The sequence below is a fragment of the Burkholderia sp. MSMB617WGS genome, from assembly GCF_001532025.2.
In the GTDB taxonomy this organism is placed as follows: Bacteria; Pseudomonadota; Gammaproteobacteria; order Burkholderiales; family Burkholderiaceae; genus Burkholderia; species Burkholderia savannae.
In genome coordinates, this window is sequence record NZ_CP013458.1 from 2574605 (window position 1) to 2591461 (window position 16857).

Annotated in this window: 13 protein-coding genes; 5 read left to right on the plus strand and 8 right to left on the minus strand. The window is 68.3% G+C overall.

From position 1 onward, the window contains the following. Nucleotides 1-3: 3 nt before the first annotated feature. The 4 genes from WT60_RS32155 to WT60_RS32170 form a co-directional block, all read right to left on the minus strand. Nucleotides 4-906 carry an ABC transporter permease subunit gene (locus WT60_RS32155; RefSeq protein WP_038755217.1) on the minus strand — a complete coding sequence of 301 codons (903 nt, stop codon included), beginning with the start codon at nt 904-906 and terminating at the stop codon, nt 4-6. A gap of 12 nt (nt 907-918) precedes the next feature. Next, entirely contained in the window at nt 919-1857 is a 939-nt protein-coding gene (locus WT60_RS32160; RefSeq protein WP_038755215.1) for an ABC transporter permease subunit, read from the minus strand. Nucleotides 1858-1869: 12 nt separating this feature from the next. Further along, entirely contained in the window at nt 1870-3489 is a 1620-nt protein-coding gene (locus WT60_RS32165; protein ID WP_038755213.1) for a peptide ABC transporter substrate-binding protein, read from the minus strand. A 182-nt stretch (nt 3490-3671) separates the two neighbouring features. Then, nucleotides 3672-4253 (minus strand): cupin domain-containing protein, encoded by a 582-nt coding sequence (locus WT60_RS32170; protein ID WP_038755211.1) that lies wholly within the window; start codon nt 4251-4253, stop codon nt 3672-3674. 636 nt (nt 4254-4889) lie between these two features. Here WT60_RS32170 and WT60_RS32185 point away from each other — a divergent pair. Both WT60_RS32185 and WT60_RS32190 read left to right on the plus strand, forming a co-directional pair. Beyond that, complete coding sequence (locus WT60_RS32185; RefSeq protein ID WP_038755209.1) at nt 4890-6392, plus strand: oligopeptide:H+ symporter; 1503 nt, start codon at nt 4890-4892, stop codon at nt 6390-6392. Nucleotides 6393-6504: 112 nt separating this feature from the next. After that, nucleotides 6505-6708, plus strand: a complete 204-nt coding sequence (locus WT60_RS32190) for a hypothetical protein (RefSeq protein WP_059575592.1) — start codon at nt 6505-6507, stop codon at nt 6706-6708. A gap of 46 nt (nt 6709-6754) precedes the next feature. Here WT60_RS32190 and WT60_RS32195 read toward each other — a convergent pair whose 3' ends face one another. Next, the gene (locus WT60_RS32195) at nt 6755-8440 is read right to left on the minus strand and encodes a phosphodiester glycosidase family protein (RefSeq protein ID WP_060355242.1); all 1686 of its coding nucleotides are present in this window, start codon (nt 8438-8440) and stop codon (nt 6755-6757) included. Nucleotides 8441-8570: 130 nt separating this feature from the next. Between WT60_RS32195 and WT60_RS34870 the strand changes: the two genes are divergently transcribed. Further along, nucleotides 8571-9413, plus strand: a complete 843-nt coding sequence (locus WT60_RS34870; RefSeq protein WP_186448637.1) for a hypothetical protein — start codon at nt 8571-8573, stop codon at nt 9411-9413. Here the strand turns inward: WT60_RS34870 and WT60_RS32205 are convergent. The 3 genes from WT60_RS32205 to WT60_RS32215 all read right to left on the minus strand — a co-directional run bounded on the left by WT60_RS32205 (nt 9403) and on the right by WT60_RS32215 (nt 12590). Then, nucleotides 9403-10518, minus strand: a complete 1116-nt coding sequence (locus tag WT60_RS32205; protein ID WP_038755280.1) for an OpgC domain-containing protein — start codon at nt 10516-10518, stop codon at nt 9403-9405. The genes WT60_RS34870 and WT60_RS32205 overlap by 11 nt on opposite strands. Nucleotides 10519-11391: 873 nt before the next feature. Beyond that, nucleotides 11392-12285, minus strand: coding sequence for an EamA family transporter RarD (gene rarD, locus WT60_RS32210; RefSeq protein WP_059575599.1), 894 nt, complete (start codon nt 12283-12285; stop codon nt 11392-11394). Next, nucleotides 12282-12590 (minus strand): acylphosphatase, encoded by a 309-nt coding sequence (locus WT60_RS32215; protein ID WP_038755204.1) that lies wholly within the window; start codon nt 12588-12590, stop codon nt 12282-12284. Before WT60_RS32215 ends, rarD begins: the two co-directional genes overlap by 4 nt. 160 nt (nt 12591-12750) lie before the next feature. Between WT60_RS32215 and hpnA the strand changes: the two genes are divergently transcribed. Both hpnA and WT60_RS32235 read left to right on the plus strand, forming a co-directional pair. Continuing rightward, the gene (gene hpnA / locus WT60_RS32220) at nt 12751-13758 is read left to right on the plus strand and encodes a hopanoid-associated sugar epimerase (RefSeq protein WP_060355243.1); all 1008 of its coding nucleotides are present in this window, start codon (nt 12751-12753) and stop codon (nt 13756-13758) included. 1054 nt (nt 13759-14812) lie between these two features. Continuing rightward, nucleotides 14813-16462, plus strand: a complete 1650-nt coding sequence (locus tag WT60_RS32235; protein ID WP_060356464.1) for a hypothetical protein — start codon at nt 14813-14815, stop codon at nt 16460-16462. The last annotated feature ends 395 nt before the right edge of the window (nt 16463-16857 follow it).

Below are 16857 nucleotides of genomic sequence, written 5' to 3' on the forward strand. Positions count from 1 at the left end.
ATCTCAGCGGTCCTTCGGGTCGAGTGCGTCGCGCAGACCGTCGCCGACGAAGTTCACGCAATAGAGCGTCACGCACAGCATCACGGCGGGCGCGAGCAGCAGCCACGGCATCGCTTCGAGCTTCTGCGCGCCGTCCTGGATCAGCACGCCCCAGCTCGTCATCGGCTCCTGCACGCCGAGCCCGAGAAACGACAGCACCGATTCGGTCAGCACGATCGCCGGCACGCTGACGGTGGCATAAACCACCACCACGCCGAGCAGGTTCGGCACGATGTGGCGCCGGACGATCGCGGCCGGCGTGACGCCGATCGCGCGCGCCGCGTCGACGAACTCGCGCGTGCGCAGCGACAGCGTCTGGCCGCGCACGACGCGCGCCATGTCGAGCCACGAGAACGCGCTGATCGTCAGCACGACGAGGATGAACGAGCGGCCGAACAGCGTCATCATCAGGATCGCGATCAGCAGATACGGAATCGCGTACATCATGTCGACGACCCGCATCATCGTCGCGTCGACGCGGCCGCCCGCGAAGCCCGCGATCGCCCCCCACGCTACGCCGAAGAGCCCCGATACGAACGTGCCGAGCAGGCCGACTTCGAGCGACACGCGCCCGCCGATCAGCGTGCGCACGAGCAGATCGCGGCCGAGCTCGTCGGTGCCGAACCAGTGCATGTTCGCGACGGTCGGCGCGAGGCTGATCGACGACCAGTCGCTCGCGGCCGGATCGTTAGGAGAAAGAAGCGGCCCGACGAAGCACGCGAGCGCGATCAGGACGAGCACCGCGAGGCTCGCGAGCGCCGCGCGGTTGCGCACGAAGCGCCGTGCGGCGAGCTCGAGCGGCGTGCGCGAGCGCGGCGGCGTATCGGCCGGCTGCGGCACCTCGATCGAAGAGGAAACAGGCGTCATCGCGTCGCCCTCTCAATAGCGGATGCGCGGATCGAGCCACGCGTACGCGAGGTCGACCAGCAGGTTGAACAGCACCGCGCAGACGGTGGTCAGCACGACGAGGCCGAGCACGAGCGTGTAGTCGCGATTGATCGCGCCGTTGACGACGAGCTGGCCCAGGCCCGGCAGCGCGAACACCGATTCCGTCACGACGGCCGCGGTGATCGACGAGATGCAGACCGTGCCGAACAGCGACACGACGGGCATCAGCGCGGGCTTCAGCGCGTGGCGCAGCACGATCGTATGGCCGGGCAGGCCCTTCGCGCGCGCGGTGCGGATGTAGTTGCTCGACAGCGTCTCGATCATCGAGCCGCGCATCACGCGCGCGAGCAGCGACACGTTGATCAGCGTGAGCAGCGTGACGGGCAGCACGCGATAGCGCCAGCCGCCGTCGCTCCAGCCGCCGGCAGGCAGCCAGCCCACGCCCTCGGAGGTCTTCAGCAGGATCGCGAAGATCAGCACGAGCACGGGGCCGAGCACGAACGGCGGTATCACGTTGCCGAAGTTGCCGATCAGCATCACGAAGCGATCGACGAAGCTGTCGCGCCGCACCGCGGCGATCGTGCCGAGCAGCACGCCGAGCACGATCGACAGCGGAATCGACACGCCGCCGACGCCGAGGCTCACGGGAAACGCCTTGCGCACCAGATCGTTGACGGACCAGTCCGTATAGCGGAACGACGGGCCGAGATCGCCGTGCAGCAGGGAGCCGAGATACAGCAGGTACTGCTTCCACAGCGGCTCGTCGAGATGGTATTTCGCGTTCAGGTTCGCGAGCGTCGCGGCGGAAAGCTGCTTCTCGCTGTCGAACGGCCCGCCGGGCGTGAAGTGCAGCAGCAGGTAGCAGACGGTGACGACCGCGAGGATCGTCGGCACCGCCCACAACGTGCGCCGCAATGCATAGGCCAGCATGGTCGGCTCCGCTCAGTGCTTGGTCAGGTACATGTCCTGCGAGGCGCGCATGTCGATGTAGTTCGTCAGCGTGTAGCCGCCGACGTAAGACTTCACGAGACGGTCCGCCGAATACTGGAACAGCGACAGCATCGGATAGTCGCTCATCGCGAGATCGTGCGCCTGCGTGAGCAACGCCGTGCGCGCGCCTTCGTCGAGCTTCTGGTTCGCGTCGGCCACGAGCGAATCGACCTTCGAATTGCAATAGCCGACCGTGTTCTGCGGGCTGCCGCAGCGGATCAGATCGAAGAACGTCATCGCATCGTTGTAGTCGGCGAACCAGCCGTCGCGCGCGACCTGCACCTTGCCGTCATGACGCTGCTTCATCAGCACCTTGAACTCGACGTTCTCGAGCTTCGCCGTCACGCCGAGCTTCGTGCGCCATTCGGACGCCGCGAAGAGCGCGACCTTCTTGTGCAGGTCGTTCGTGTTGTAGGTCAGCGTGAACACGAGCGGATTCGCCTCGCCGTAGCCCGCCTGCTTCAGCAGATTCTTCGCGTAGTCGACGCGCTTGGCCATCGGCCACGACGCCCAGTCCGGCGTGAACGGCTTCTGCACGCCCTTCACGCCCTTCGGCATCAGTCCGTACATCGGCACTTCGCCCGCCTGCGTGATCTTCGACGTGAGGATGTCGCGATCGAGCACCATCGCGAGCGCCTCGCGCACGCGCTTGTCCTTCAGCGCCGGATCGCTGTTCTTCAAGTAGTAGTAGTACGTCGCGAGCTGCAGCCCCGGGCGCAGCTCCTTGCCGAACTGCTTGTTGACCTGGCCGAAGGCGCCCGCGGGAATCGAATACGTGTAGTCGATCTGGCCCGCCTGGTACATGCGCAGCGCGGTTTCGTCGTTCTCGATCGGCAGATACGTGACCTTGCGGATCACGACGTTGCGCGCGTTCCAGTACTTGTCGCTCTTCGCCATCAGGATGCGGTTGTTCGGCTGCCAGTCGACGAGCGTGTACGCGCCGTTGCTCACGATGTTCTTCGGGCGCGTCCACGCATCGCCGAACTTCGCGACCGCGTCCTTGTTGACGGGCGCGAGCGGCGCCATCGCGGTGAGCTCGGGGAAGTACGACACCGGCACCTCGGTTTGCACTTCGATCGTGTACGGATCGGCCGCGCGAATGCCGAGGCTGCTCGGCGGCTGCTTGCCCGCGATGATCGCCGATGCGTTCTTCACGAACTCGACGAGGATCGTGTACTTCGAGCCCGTCTTCGGATCGACGAGACGCTGCCACGAATACACGAAATCCGCGGCCGTCACCGGCTGTCCGTTGCTCCACTTCGCGTCGCGGCGCAGCTTGAAAATCCACGTATCCGGCGCCTTGTGCTCCCACGATTGCGCGACGCCCGGCACCACGCTTCCGTCCGCCGCGATACGCGCGAGCCCTTCGAACAGATCGAGGCCGATCGTGTTGCCCGTCCACGATTCGATGTGCGCGGGATCGAGCGACTCGACCTCCGCGGGCATCTGTCGCGTCATGTCCTGCTGATCGGCGAGGACGACGTTCGAGGGAACGGAGACGGCCGAGGCGGATTGCGACGTCGTCAGGGCGAGCGCGGCCAGCACGGCCGCGAAGGCATGCGTGTGTTTCATCGTGTGCGATTGGTAGTGATAGCGGGAATGCAGCGCGCGACACGAGGCCGTGCGCGGCGCGGCGCGAAGAACGCTTATGGGCGCGCGAAAACGGGAGGCCCCTGGTTCCTGAATTTCATATTAGTCATCCTTACGTTCCTTTCGACAGGCACCCCGTCGAAAGAACGAAGGAATGCCCCGTCTTAGAACAGCCTCGGCGTCCCGACCCAGACCACCACCGACTCGATCTTCGCGGTGTTGACCCAGCTGTGCGGGACCGTCGACTGGTAATGCGCACTGTCACCTGCATACAGAACGAACGACTTGCCTTCCAGCGTCAACGAAACTTCACCCTCGATCACATACAGGAATTCCTCGCCTGCATGCGTCGTTACCTCGGAGCGCTTCTGCCCGGGCGGCATCCGCACGAGAATCGCCTCGAGCTGGCGCCCTTCCGGCACGTTCGTCAGCCGCGCGAACAGGTTCGCCGAATCGGCGAAGCTGAAGAAGCGCAACTGATCGCCGCGGCAAACCGAACGCTCCTCGCTCGGCGTCTCGACGAAGTACTGCACCGTGACGCCCAGCGCGTGCGCGATGCCGGCCAGCGACGTGATGGACGGCGATGCGAGCCCGCGTTCGACCTGCGACAAAAACGGCTTGGAAATACCCGCGGCGGTCGCTGTTTCGTCGAGCGTGCGCTTCAACCGCTGCCGCAGCGCCCGAATCTTGCTCCCGAGCGCGATGCCGGCATTGGCAGGCCGCGTGTTTTCAGTGGAAGGAACCATAGCAGGCCGAAATCTTATCGTCAAAAAATGTTTGATGGAAAATAACGAAGTTTGATAGATATGACTTACTCTTCGTCGTCTCGCGCAGCGCTGTCGCCCCGAAGCGGACGCAGCAAGCCGTGGCGCCGAAATCGAGACAGCACGCTATCTTGCCAGACTCGCCGCCTTCACAGGCAAGCTGCAAGCGGGTTTGCGGGTGTTGCGGCGGAGCTCGACCAACGGCTTTCAACCCGCCCACGACCATGAGCAGCAAAGAAGACAGCCCTCTTTTTCGGGGATTACCCTGAGTGACGAAGATCCGACACGCCGCGAGAATCGCGGCCGCCCGGCGGACTGCGACGATCTCGCGGTCCGCATGTTTTTCAACGGTGAAGTCGCGCGGACCATCCGCCGCGCGCCGCGCCTCGTCTTGCGCCCCGATCGGTGCGCTTGCCCGCTTATCGACATGACGACCCTTTCCACTTTGCCGCGCGCCGCGCGCGCGCGCCTGAGCACCTCGCCCCCTTCACCGCGCAACCCTCCGGCCGGCACCGATCCGCCGGGACCGGTTCGCGGCCGCACAGCGGCCGGCGTCTCGCCCGCCATCCGCCGCGCCGCCGCGCGCGGCGTTTCGTCTGTTCAATCCAGAGGTGCACAATGAATACTCGCGTCTCCCAGACCCGCTCGTTCACGACGGTCTTCCTGATCGAAATGTGGGAGCGTTTCGGCTACTACGGGATGGCGGCCCTGCTCGTCCTGTTCATGGTCGACAAGCTCGGCTTCACCGACGGCCAGGCGAACCTGACCTGGGGCGCGTTCACCGCGCTCGTCTACGCGTCGCCGTCGATCGGCGGCTGGATCGGCGACAAGGTGCTCGGCGCGCGCCGCTCGATGATCATCGGCGCCGTCGTGCTGTGCGCGGGCTACCTGATGCTTGCGATTCCGAACGATCATCTGGCGTTCATGTACGCGTCGCTCGGCGTGATCGTCGTCGGCAACGGGCTCTTCAAGTCGAACGCCGCGAATCTCGTGCGCCGCATCTATGAGGGCGACGACGCGCGCATCGACAGCGCGTTCACGATCTACTACATGGCCGTCAACATCGGCTCCACCGCGTCGATGCTCGCGACGCCGTGGATCAAGGATCACTGGGGCTGGCACACGGCGTTCGCCGTCTGCTGCGCGGGGATGGTGCTCGGCATCCTCAACTTCGTGCTGATGCACCGCACGCTCGCGCGCATCGGCTCGCAGCCCGACGCGCAGCCCGTTCACTGGCGGCGCCTCGCCGCGGTCGCGGCGGGCGGCATCGCGCTCGGCCTCGTCACGATGTACGTGCTCGGCCACAAGCAGCTCGCGGTCGCGAGCGTGTGGGCCGCCGCGTTCGCGATCCTCGCGATCTTCGCGTACATGATCGCGAAATCGAACCGTTCCGAGCGCTCGGGCCTCATCGCCGCGCTGCTGCTGATCGCGCAGGTGATCCTGTTCTTCATCTTCTACGTGCAGATGCAGACGTCGCTCACGCTGTTCGCGCTGCGCAACGTCGATCCGCGCTTCATGCTGTTCGGCACGACGCTCTTCACGTGGAGCCCCGCGCAGTTCCAGGCGCTCAATCCGATCTGGATCATGCTGCTGAGCCCCGTGCTCGTCGCGATCTACAACGGGCTCGGCAAGCGCGGCCGCGATCTGCCCGTCGCCGGCAAGTACGCGCTCGGCTTCGCCGTCGTCGCGATCGGCTATCTCGCGTTCGCGATCAGCGGGCGCTTCGCGGTCGACGGCCGCGTGTCGTCGTGGTTCATGGTCGCGGGCTACGGCTTCTACTCGCTCGGCGAGCTGCTCGTGAGCGGCCTCGGCCTCGCGATGATCGCGCGCTACGTGCCGGCCCGGATGGGCGGCTTCATGATGGGCGCTTACTTCGTCGCGACGGGCGTATCTCAATATCTCGGCAGCGTCGTCGCGAATTTCGCGCAGATGCCGTCGAACGATCTGCCGGCGACCGCGTCGCTGCCGCTCTACATCGAGCTGTTCACGGGCCTCGGCTGGCTCGCCGCGGGCGGCACGGCGATCGGCCTGCTGATGCTGCCGCTGATGAACAAGCTGTCGCGCGAGCATCACCGCTGCGAGACGGAGCGCCGCGAAGCGCAGGCGGTTGCCGCGCACTAGTGAAATCCCTCGACATGTGACTTGCGCGCCACATTCTCCCTACGGTTCGCCCGCAAGCGTCCTACACTGAAACCAACTCGCCGGCACGGGCGACATCGGCAGGGAGAGAACGATGAAAAACAAGACTACGAGGCTTTGGCGGATGCTGTCGGACATCCGCCGCGCACAGCGCTGCACGGCGCTGCGCGCGGCGGCGGCCGCCGCCGACGTGGACGCGCTCCTGACCGAGCGCGACGACGATCCTCCCGACGCGGACGACGCGACGCAGGACGACGCGTCGAGCGCGAAGCGCGCGAGGACCGATCTGCGCCATTGACACCGCCGCGCCGCGCGCGCCGCCTGCGCGCGGCTTTTTCGTCCCGTCAGCTCGGCAACAGCATCAACGTGTCGCCGACGCCTCTCTCGCCCGTTGCGTCGGACGGATGTCCGACCGTTTTGCCGCCGATCACCATGTTGCTCGAGCCGCCCCCGTCGAGATTGACGGCCGACGTCGCGCCGAGCCACGCCATCACCGCCGCCGTCTCCGGAATGCTCGTGCCGACGCTCAGCGCCGGCTGCCGGCCGTCGATCTCGACGAGCAGGATCGTGCCGTCGGCCGCGACGCCCGCCGCCGTGCGCCCGTTGCGCGCGACGTACCAGCCGTTGTACCAGTTGCCGTTCGCGGCGCCGCCTTCGCCCGCGTCGACGCCGCCCACCGTCGGCGCAAAACCCTCCTGCGCGGCGCTTTGCGCGAGATTCGGCGCCGACAGCGTCGGCCCCGCCTCGACGAGCGACGTGCCCGACGCGAGCGCGAGATCCGCGCCGTTCGCCGACAGCCGCTGCGATGCGGCGAGGCGCGTGCCCGGCGCCGCGTGCGCCTGCAGCCACGCGGCGCTCGCGCCGAGCCCCTGCAGCACATAGCCGTTCGGCGGCGGCGCCGCGCCGAGCGTCGCGTGACCCGCGACGACGACGCCGTTCGCATCGACCACGAGTTCATATCGCGCGCCCTGATAGCCGGCGTCGACGAGCGTGTTCGATGCGCCGCCGCGCAGGTACAGCGCGTCGTACATCACGAGATCGTCGTAATTCGTGCAGACCGTGTCCTGCGCGGGCTCGCTCGTCGGCACTTTCGCCTGCACGCCGCAGTTGGCGACCGTGCCGAGGATCGGCCGATTCAGCGTCTGCACCGCGATCGTGCCGCCCTGCGCGTCGGTCAGCGTGATCGCCGTCGCGAGATTGCGCGCGATCGTCGCGCGCTGGCGGCCGTTCGCGTCGCGCGTGAGCAGCAGGCCGGGACGCTTGCCGATCGCCGCGGCGACGAGACGGCCGTCGACCACCGTCGCGCCGACGGGCGAGCGCGGCGGCAGCGGCGCGCCGAACGGATTGACGTTCGTGAAGAAGCCGCCGTTGACGCCGGCGAGCGCGTCGACGCGCGCCCGCGCGGCCGACACCGTCTCGCCGCCCGCGCCGAGATCGTTGCCGCCCGGCAGCGCAATCGACAGCTTCGCGCCGGCCTGCGACGGATCGATCGCGAGCACGTTGACGATCCACGGCCCCGTCGTCGGATTGCCGGCGAGCGACGTATGCCGCGTGCCGGGCTTGTAGCGGTTCTGCGTCGCCTGCGCGATCTGCGTGGCCGCGGCCGTTGCATCGGCCTGCGCCGCGTAGCGGCCGACCGACAGCCAGTAGCCGAGCACCTTGCCCTGCAGGTCGGTGCCCGCCGACGCGTCGACGCGCGTCGCGAAGCCGGCGGCGGCCAGGTTCGCCGCATCGGCCTGGGTTGCGGCCTGCGTCGCGTAGAAACCGATGTTGACGGTCCAGAAATCGGCCGCGCTCGGCGCGCCGCGCTTGATCTGGTAATAGGCGACGCCCGTCGCGACCGTTTGCGACAACACGTTCTGCGCAAGCCCTTGCGGACCGAGCGACATTTCACTCGCGGGCATCGCCCAGCGCTGCGCGGCGGGCGTCAGATCGTCGCCGCCGCAGCTCGCGAGCGCCAGCGCGAGGGCGAGGGCGAGGGCGGGAAGTAGGCGCGCGGCAAGGATGCCAATTGAATTCGTAGTCCGCAAGATTCTTCCTCGGTCGATTTCGTCCGTTGCTGCCCATTGCGACGCAACGGCGGGGACCGAGTATACGAACCGCCCATGACGGCGCGGTTAAACGCAAGGCGACGCACGCGAGCGGGCGGGCGCGGACGCGTTGGTCAAATGGATCGATCGCGCTGGAGCGGCGAAGCCGGCGCGCGCAATTCGAGCCGAACGCACGACAGGCGCAATGCACGCAATGCGCGCTCGCGCCGCGCGACGTAACGCCTCGCGCCGCCCGGCCGACCGCGCTCGCCTTTTCGGGCAAGCCGCGCCGATCGATTTCGTCGACGATGTCCGCCATGCAATCGTGCGGCGATGCATGCGCGACGCTGCCGTCGTCGTTCGCGACGATGCCGATGCAGCGGCCGCGTTACGGACTCCGTATCGAGCGGCGGTTTGCGGTTTGCGGTTTGCGGTTTGCGGTTTGCGGTTTGCGGTTTGCGGTTTGCGGTTTGCGGTTTGCGGTTGGCGGTTGGCGGTTGGCGGTTGGCGGTTGGCGGTTGGCGGTTGGCGGTTGGCGGTTGGCGGTTGGCGGTTGGCGGTTGGCGGTTCGCGGTTCGCGGTTCGCGGTTCGCGGTTCGCGGTTCGCGGTTCGCGGTTCGCGGTTCGCGGTTCGCGGTTCGCAAACACTTGGCGCAAACGGCGCGGATACGTTCACGGCAAGCGGCAACGTATCGAGCATGCTTGCCGCGACGAGCCGGTGCGGTGCATCGACCGCGCGCGGCACAAGGCGCACATATCGGCGCGCATATCGGCGAGCATCGCGGCGATCAGGCGGCTGTCGGCAGGACTGATCGACACGTTGGAGCGTCGAGCGCGGCTAAGGCGTTCGAGCGTCAGCGGCTCGTGCGCGTCCGGACGACGGCGGCTCGACACGCAGACGAGTCGGCCCGGAAACGGCAACTGCGGCGAAATCGAATCCGGATGCGCGTCGCCCGCTTGCTTCACGCAATGACGCTTCTGCGCAAGCGCTGGAACAGGAGATCCGAGCTCGCGACGGTCAGCATCAGCGTGAGCGCGCACGCATCGGCGGCGAGGCCGACGCCGAATTGCAGCATCCGCGCGTTGCCTTGCATGCCGTGCAGCAGCGAATCGAACGTCAGCGAGATCGCCGCGCCGACGACGAAGCACAGCATCCCGCGCTGCCCGACCGCGACGACGGGCCACGCCGCCCGCGCGATCCGCGCGATCCAGCCGTGGCGGACGAGCTCGGCCATCAGCCACGCGAACGCGACGAAGTTCATCACGCGCGGCCACGCGAGATGGCGCTTGAGCTCACCCTCCGGCAGCGGCAGCCCGGCAAACAGCTTGTAGTACGCGCACGCGAGCACGACCGCCAGCGCGACCGCGGTGATCGCCGCGCCGCCCGGCCGCGCCGCGACGTCGCGATGCAGCGGCCAGCAGCGCACGATCACGCCGACCACGAACATCAGTTGCCACGCAAACGGGTTGAAGCTCCAGCGGAACGAATCGGTGTCGAGAAGATCGGCCGCGAGCCATGGCGCGCAGCTCCACATCAGCACGCTGCCGAACAGCAGCCACCACGGCTTCGCGCGCGCGAGCGGCACGACCGCGGGCGTCGCGAGCGCGAACAGCACGTACATCGGCAGCACCGAAGCGAGATACGGCTGGCGCTTGAAGGTCAGCAGCTCGACGAGCCCCGTGAGCGGCGATGCGAGCAGCACGCTGATGTCGTCGAGCGCCATGTTCGGCGCGTCGATGCCGTAGTGATCGAGCGCGGCCGATACCACGAGCATCAGCGTCGACGTCGCGAGAAACGCGCGGTAGATCTGCGCGGCGCGGCGCACGAAACGGCGCCGCGCCGCGCCCGCGCCGTGGCGCGCACAGACCGCGAGATACGCGCTCGCGGTCGCGAAGCCGCCGAGGAACACGAACACCTCGGCCGCGTCGCACAACGCGAACGCGTGCAGCGTCACGCGCGACAGCACGCTCGCGCCGATGTGGTCGACGACGATCGTCAGCAGCACGAGGCCGCGAAAGAAATCGACCTCGATCGAGCGTCCGGCTGCCGCTTGGGCAGACATGACGGGAACGCTCATCGCACGGCCGGACCGATGCGCGCGGCGCGCGCCGGGCGAACTGCGGAAAGCGGGAAAGTCGGGCTTGCGAGCCGTTCTGCCGCGGCGCAATGCAAATGCCGGCTGAAAATCCGGCGATGCGCCGACGTGACGGAGCAACGCCCCTGCGACGTGAAAACATGACCGTTCATGGGCGGGCCCGTGGGCGAAAGAATTCGTCTAAAAATTTTAATCGCCGCTCAGGGTATGCCCTAAGTAACAAAATGCAACGAAATCTTTAGCCGGATTACAAGACGGATCGCGCGTCGCGAATGCCGCCGGGCATGCGGCGTGCTCGGCGCAACGGGATTGATTCGCGTGCGTGTCATGCGGTCGGCGCGCGGTGGGCGTCGGCAAGCGCGTCGCCGCGCAGCAGCGAATCGCGCGGCGGACGCATCGTGTAATCGGCTGCAATGCGCCGGCTCGCATCACGGCCGTCGATTGGCGAATCCGTCAGCCGGGATCTCCGTGACGCAGCGCGTCACCGGTCGCCGGTCGTGGTTCGACGTTGATCGGTCATCGAATTGCGGAATTGCCGATTTGCCGATTTGCCGATTTGCCGATTTGCCGATTTGCCGATTTGCCGATTTGCGGAATTGCGGAATTGCGGAATTGCGGAATTGCGGAATTGCTAATTCAGCCGTTCAGCCGTTCAGCCGTTCAGCCGTTCGGCCGTTCGGCCGTTCAGCGGTTCAGCGGTTCAGCGGGTCGACGGGTCCGCAGGTCGATAGGTCAGCGCGCCGGCAGGTCGGCATGGGCAATCCGCTCCCATCGCCCAGCCAGCCAACGCCCGCCATTCGAACCACGCGCCGCGCCATCGAACACGCAATCGCCATGCGCACCGAACGCGCGCGCCTACCTCCGTGCGAGCAAGAATCCGTGCCACGCGGTCAGCGCGACCGCCGCCCAGATCGGCACGTACGTCGCGAGCTGCTCCCAGCTCAGCGCCTCGCCGAGCACGAACACGGCAACCGCGACGAGCAGCACCGGCTCGACGTAGCCGAGAATCCCGAAGAGCGCCATCGGCAGCATGCGGCTCGCTTTCAGATAGCTGGCGAGCGCGAACGTGCTGATCGCGCCGAGGCCCGGCAGCAGCATCGCCCATAGGAGCGGCCGATCCGCGACGCGCGTGCCGCCCATCGCGAGCGTCGCGGCCGCGACCGGCAGCAGCGCGAGCATTTCGACCGAGAACAGCGCGAGCGAATCCGCATTCACGCGGCGTCGGAGCACGAAGTACGGCGGATAGCCGAGCGCGACGACGAGCGTCGGCCACGCGAACGCGCGCGTCGCCCAGATCTCGTGCGCGACGCCCGTGGCCGCGCACGCGAGCGCGAGCCATTGCAGCCCGCTCAGACGTTCGTGGTAGTAAAAGCGCCCGACGAGCACCATCGTCAGCGGCAGCAGGAAATAGCCGAGCGACACCTCGAGCATCCGGCCATGCAGCGGCGCCCACAGGAACAGCCATAGCTGCAGGCCGAGCAGCGCGGCGCTCGCCGCGAGCGACAGCGCGAGCCGCCGGTTCGCGAACGCGCGCGCGAGCAGCTCGCGCAACGCGGGCCAGCGGCCGCGCAGCGCGACGACCGCGATCGCGCCGGGCGCGGTCCAGACGATCCGCCACGCGAAGATGTCGAGCCCCGTGAGCGGCGCGAGCAGCTTCGCATACGCGGACAGCAGCGCGAACAGCGCCGACGCCGCCACCGACAGCGCGATCCCGCGCCCCGCCTGCGGATAATCGGCCGCGGCGCTCAATGCTGCTGGAAGCGCTCGAAGCGCTTGTCCGTCCGGCGCTCCTCGAACGTCACCTCGGTCACGCGCGCGGCGGGCGGCCCGTGCCGCAGCCACGCGAGCATCCGGTCGATCTGCGGCGCCGGGCCCTGCAGCATCGCCTCGACCGAGCCGTCGTCGAGATTCGCGACCCAGCCGCGCAGCTTGAGCGCATGCGCCTCGCGCACGGTCGCGTGCCGAAAGCCCACGCCCTGCACCACGCCGCGCACCCGCACGTAATAGGTTTCGATCCGCTCGTCCAGACGCTCGTCCAGATCGTCGCCGCTCATCGCATCCCCCGTGTCATCCAGTCGATCCAAGCCCGGCATTGTAGTCGCGCGCCGCGAACGATGCTCGACGAAACCGCGCGCCGCCCGCGCGAGGCGACCACGTACAATCTCGCACGACGCACAACACGCCGCGCTGCACGAGCGCGCGGCCATGAGGACTATGACTGACACACAACGCGATCTCGTTCTGGTGACCGGCGCCTCCGGTTTTGTCGGCTCCGCCGTCGCGCGCGCCGCGCGGCAGCAAGGCTATCGGGTGCGCGTGCTCGTGCGGCCGACGAGCCCGCGCACGAACGTCGCGGATCTCGACGCCGAGATCGCGACGGGCGACATGCGCGACGAAGCGTCGATGCGCGCCGCCCTGCGCGGCGTGCGTTACCTGCTGCACGTCGCGGCCGACTACCGGCTGTGGGCGCCCGATCCGCTCGAGATCGAGCGTGCGAATCTCGAAGGCGCGGTCGCGACGATGCGCGCGGCGCTCGCCGAGGGCGTCGAGCGGATCGTCTACACGAGCAGCGTCGCGACGCTGAAGGTGACGCCGTCGGGCGCATCGGCCGACGAGTCGTCGCCGCTCACGGCCGAGCAGGCGATCGGCGTCTACAAGCGCAGCAAGGTGCTCGCGGAGCGCGCGGTCGAGCGGATGATCGCCGAGGACAAGCTGCCCGCCGTGATCGTCAATCCGTCGACGCCGATCGGCCCGCGCGACGTGAAACCGACGCCGACCGGCCGGATCATCGTCGAAGCCGCGCTCGGCAAGATTCCCGCGTTCGTCGACACGGGCCTGAACCTGGCGCACGTCGACGACGTCGCGCACGGCCACCTGCTCGCGCTCGAGCGCGGGCGGACCGGCGAGCGCTACATCCTCGGCGGCGAGAACCTGCCGTTGCAGACGATGCTCGCCGACATCGCGCAACTGACGGGCCGCAAGGCGCCGACGCTCGCGCTGCCGCGCTGGCCGCTGTATCCGATCGCGCTCGGCGCGGAAGCGGTCGCGAAGATCACGAAGCGCGAGCCGTTCGTGACGGTCGACGGGCTCAGGATGTCGAAGAACAAGATGTATTTCACGTCGGCGAAGGCGGAGCGCGAGCTCGGCTATCGCGCTCGGCCATACCGCGAGGGCATTCGCGACGCGCTCGACTGGTTCCGGCAGGCGGGTTATTTGCGCTGAGCGGGGTTTCGGGGTTTCGGGGTTTCGGGGTTTCGGGGTTTCGGGGTTTCGGGGTTTCGGGGTTTCGGGGTTTCGGGGTTTCGGGGTTTCGGGGTTTCGGGGTTTCGGGGTTTCGGCGTTTCGGCGTTTCGGCGTTTCGGCGTTTCGGCGTTTCGGCGTTTCGGCGTTTCGGCGTTTCGGCGTTTCGGCGTTTCGGCGTTTCGGCGTTTCGGCGTTTCGGCAGCAATTCTGCGCGTGCCGTTCACGGTCCGCGCAACGTTCCGATTTTTCGCCGACTCATCGTGGACCGCGACGGGTTATCGACGCATTCGCCCCTCTTCCCGGAAAACGGGACGCCCGCATCCGCGTGCCGGATCGAAAATCGGCGATCGCGACGCATCGCGCGGCGCTCGGCTCGCCACGAGCGGCCCGCGGCTGCGATGCGCATTCGCGCCGTCGCTCTTCTTGTCGCCATCAGGCAAGATCCCCATCGATCTTGAAGCGATCGATGCGAACGCGTCGAGCATGTGATCGCCCGACGCTTTCGATCGAGAAAGACCCTCGAGCAGGCTGCCGCAGCAGCAAAGCGTGCGGTAACCACGGGGCAAAGGACATCTCGCCGCCCAACCAGCGTTCGCGCCGCGATCTCGCCGCGATCTCGCCGCGATCTCGCCACGATCTCACCACGATCTCACCGCGGATCTCACCGCGATCTCACCGTATCGCGGCCGACACGACGACGGACCTGCCTAACGGGCCGTCGGCGGGGCCGCCGGCGCGCGTCGACCGCCCTTTCCGATCGCCGCTGACACGAAACGCCCCCATGCGGCCTCGAAGATCGAAGACGATCCGGGAGGCGCCGGCCCACACTTCGGGCACACGTCGACCTCGGCGGCACCATCCGTCGACTTCTCGCCCATTACGTCAGCCAATGTCGCCGAACCGCTCCAAGTGCGCGGTCCGACACGCGCTCGCTGCCGCGTCCGCCACGTTGCCAGCATTTTGTTACATGCAACGTTCGAACCTGGACAGGGCCTGCGGGTAAAATCGCGGGTCTTACGTAGAGAATGCACGCATGAACTTGAACGATCAGATCGATACGCTCGACAGCCGCGTCGATCAGCTCATCCATACGGTGTGCGACGTAGCGAGCGCCGCGCAGGAAGCCGCCGCGACCGCCGCCGCAGACAAGGCCGCCGCGCAGGCCGCCGCCGAAGCCGCCGCGGCGAAGCACGCGGAAGCCGCCCGAATGTCCGTCGAGCAGTCGACGCTCGAATCCCTCGCCGCCCAAGCGGCCGCCGACAAGAAGGCGGCCGAAGCGTTCGCGACGCAAGCGGCCGCCGTCCAGGCCGCGGCCGAAGCCGCCGCCGCGCAGGCGGTCACCGACAAGACCGCGGCCGAAATGCTCGCGATGCAGGCGGCCGCGGATCGGGCCGCCGCCGAACAGGCCGCGGCACAAGCAGCGGCGGACAAATCGGCCGCCGAAGCGCTTGCCGCCCATACCGCAACGGAACGCGCGGCGACGGAACAGGCGTCGTCCGACAAGGCTGCCGCCGAAGCACTCGCCGCTCAGGCAGCGGCGGATCGCGCCGCCGCCGCGCACGCGACGGCGCAGGCCGAGGCTAACAAGACCGCCGCCGAAGCGCTCGTCGCGCAGGCGACGTCGGAGCGCACGGCGGCCGAGCATGCCGCCGCGCTAGCGGCCGCGGACCGAGCCGCCGCCGAACACGCTGCGACGCAGGCGGCCGCCGACAAGGCCGCGGCCGAATCGCTCGCGGCTCGAGCGGCGAGCGAGTGCGCAGCGGCGGATGCGGGCATCGCCGAGCGCGCAGCGGCCGATCGGGCCGCCGCCGAGCAAGCTGTCGCTCAGGCCGCCGACGACAAGGCAAAGGCGGACACGCTCGCCGCGCAAGCCGCGGCGGACCGCGCCGCCGCCGAGCAAGCCGCCGCTCAGGCGGCGGCCGACAAGGCCGCAGCCGAAGAGATCGCCGCCCAGGCGGCGGCCGATCGAGCCGCAGCGGAATTGCTCGCCGCGCAGGCCAGCGCCGAGCGCACTGCGGCCGAAACGCGCGCAACCGAACGAGAGACGGCGGAACGCAGCGCCGCCGACGCAGCGGCCGCACAAGCCGCCAACGACAAGGCGGAAGCCGAAACCCTCACCGCCCGAGCCGCGGCGGACCGCGCCGCGGCCGAGCAGGCCGCGGCCCAGGCGGCGGCCGACAAGGACGCGGCCGAGTCGCTGTTCGCGCAGGCCACGACCGAACGTTCGGCCGCCGAGGCCGCCGCCGCACGCGCGGCGAGCTACAAGGCGGCGGCGGAATCGCTCGCGTCGCAGGCCGAGCAGAACCGGGCGGCCGCCGAAGCCGCGGCGCCGGTCGCGGCAGTGCAAGCGGCGAACGGCGAGCTATCGCTGCACGTTGTGCGGCCGTCGCAGGACCAGATCACGCTCACGCTCGGCGAGCACTCGGTGTCGCTGCCGCCTCAGCAGCTCAGCCAGTTGATCGAGGAATTGGCGCACGTGCGCGCGTCGATGACGATCGAGCAGCCGAACGGGCTGCCGAACGGCTGGCGCTTCGTGACGACGCGCAATCCGCTGATGGCGGTGCAGAAGCAGGCGAACGGCGACCGCCTGCTCGTCGCGCGGCACAGCGGGTTCGGCTGGGTGCCGTTCACGTTCTCGCCGGAGGTCGTGATCCAGCTGTACATGCTGCTCACGCAGAAGTGACGCGGCGCGGCCGACCACGGCCAGCGCCGGCGCCGCACCGTCGGAAGGAAAGGGGAAGTGGTGACCGGAACGGCGGTCGAGACGGCCGCCGGCCGGGAAATGGCGAAGTCGCCCGATCGAGCGAGCGCATTCTCCTGAATAAACGCGGGGGACGTGCTCAATCGAGACCACTGACAACGGATAACGGCCCGCAGCAGCAACCGAGCCCCGCGGGTCCGCAAGCATCCGCAGTTTTCGCGGCGCCGGCGCCACGCCCGCACACGCACACGCACACGCACACGCACACGCACACGCACCCGGACGATCGGGCAAACCGGGCCGCGTGCCCCGTGCCGCGCCCTCGCCCCCCGACGAAACGCTTCGCGCAACAGCTTGCGCGCGCAGTCCGGCAAAGA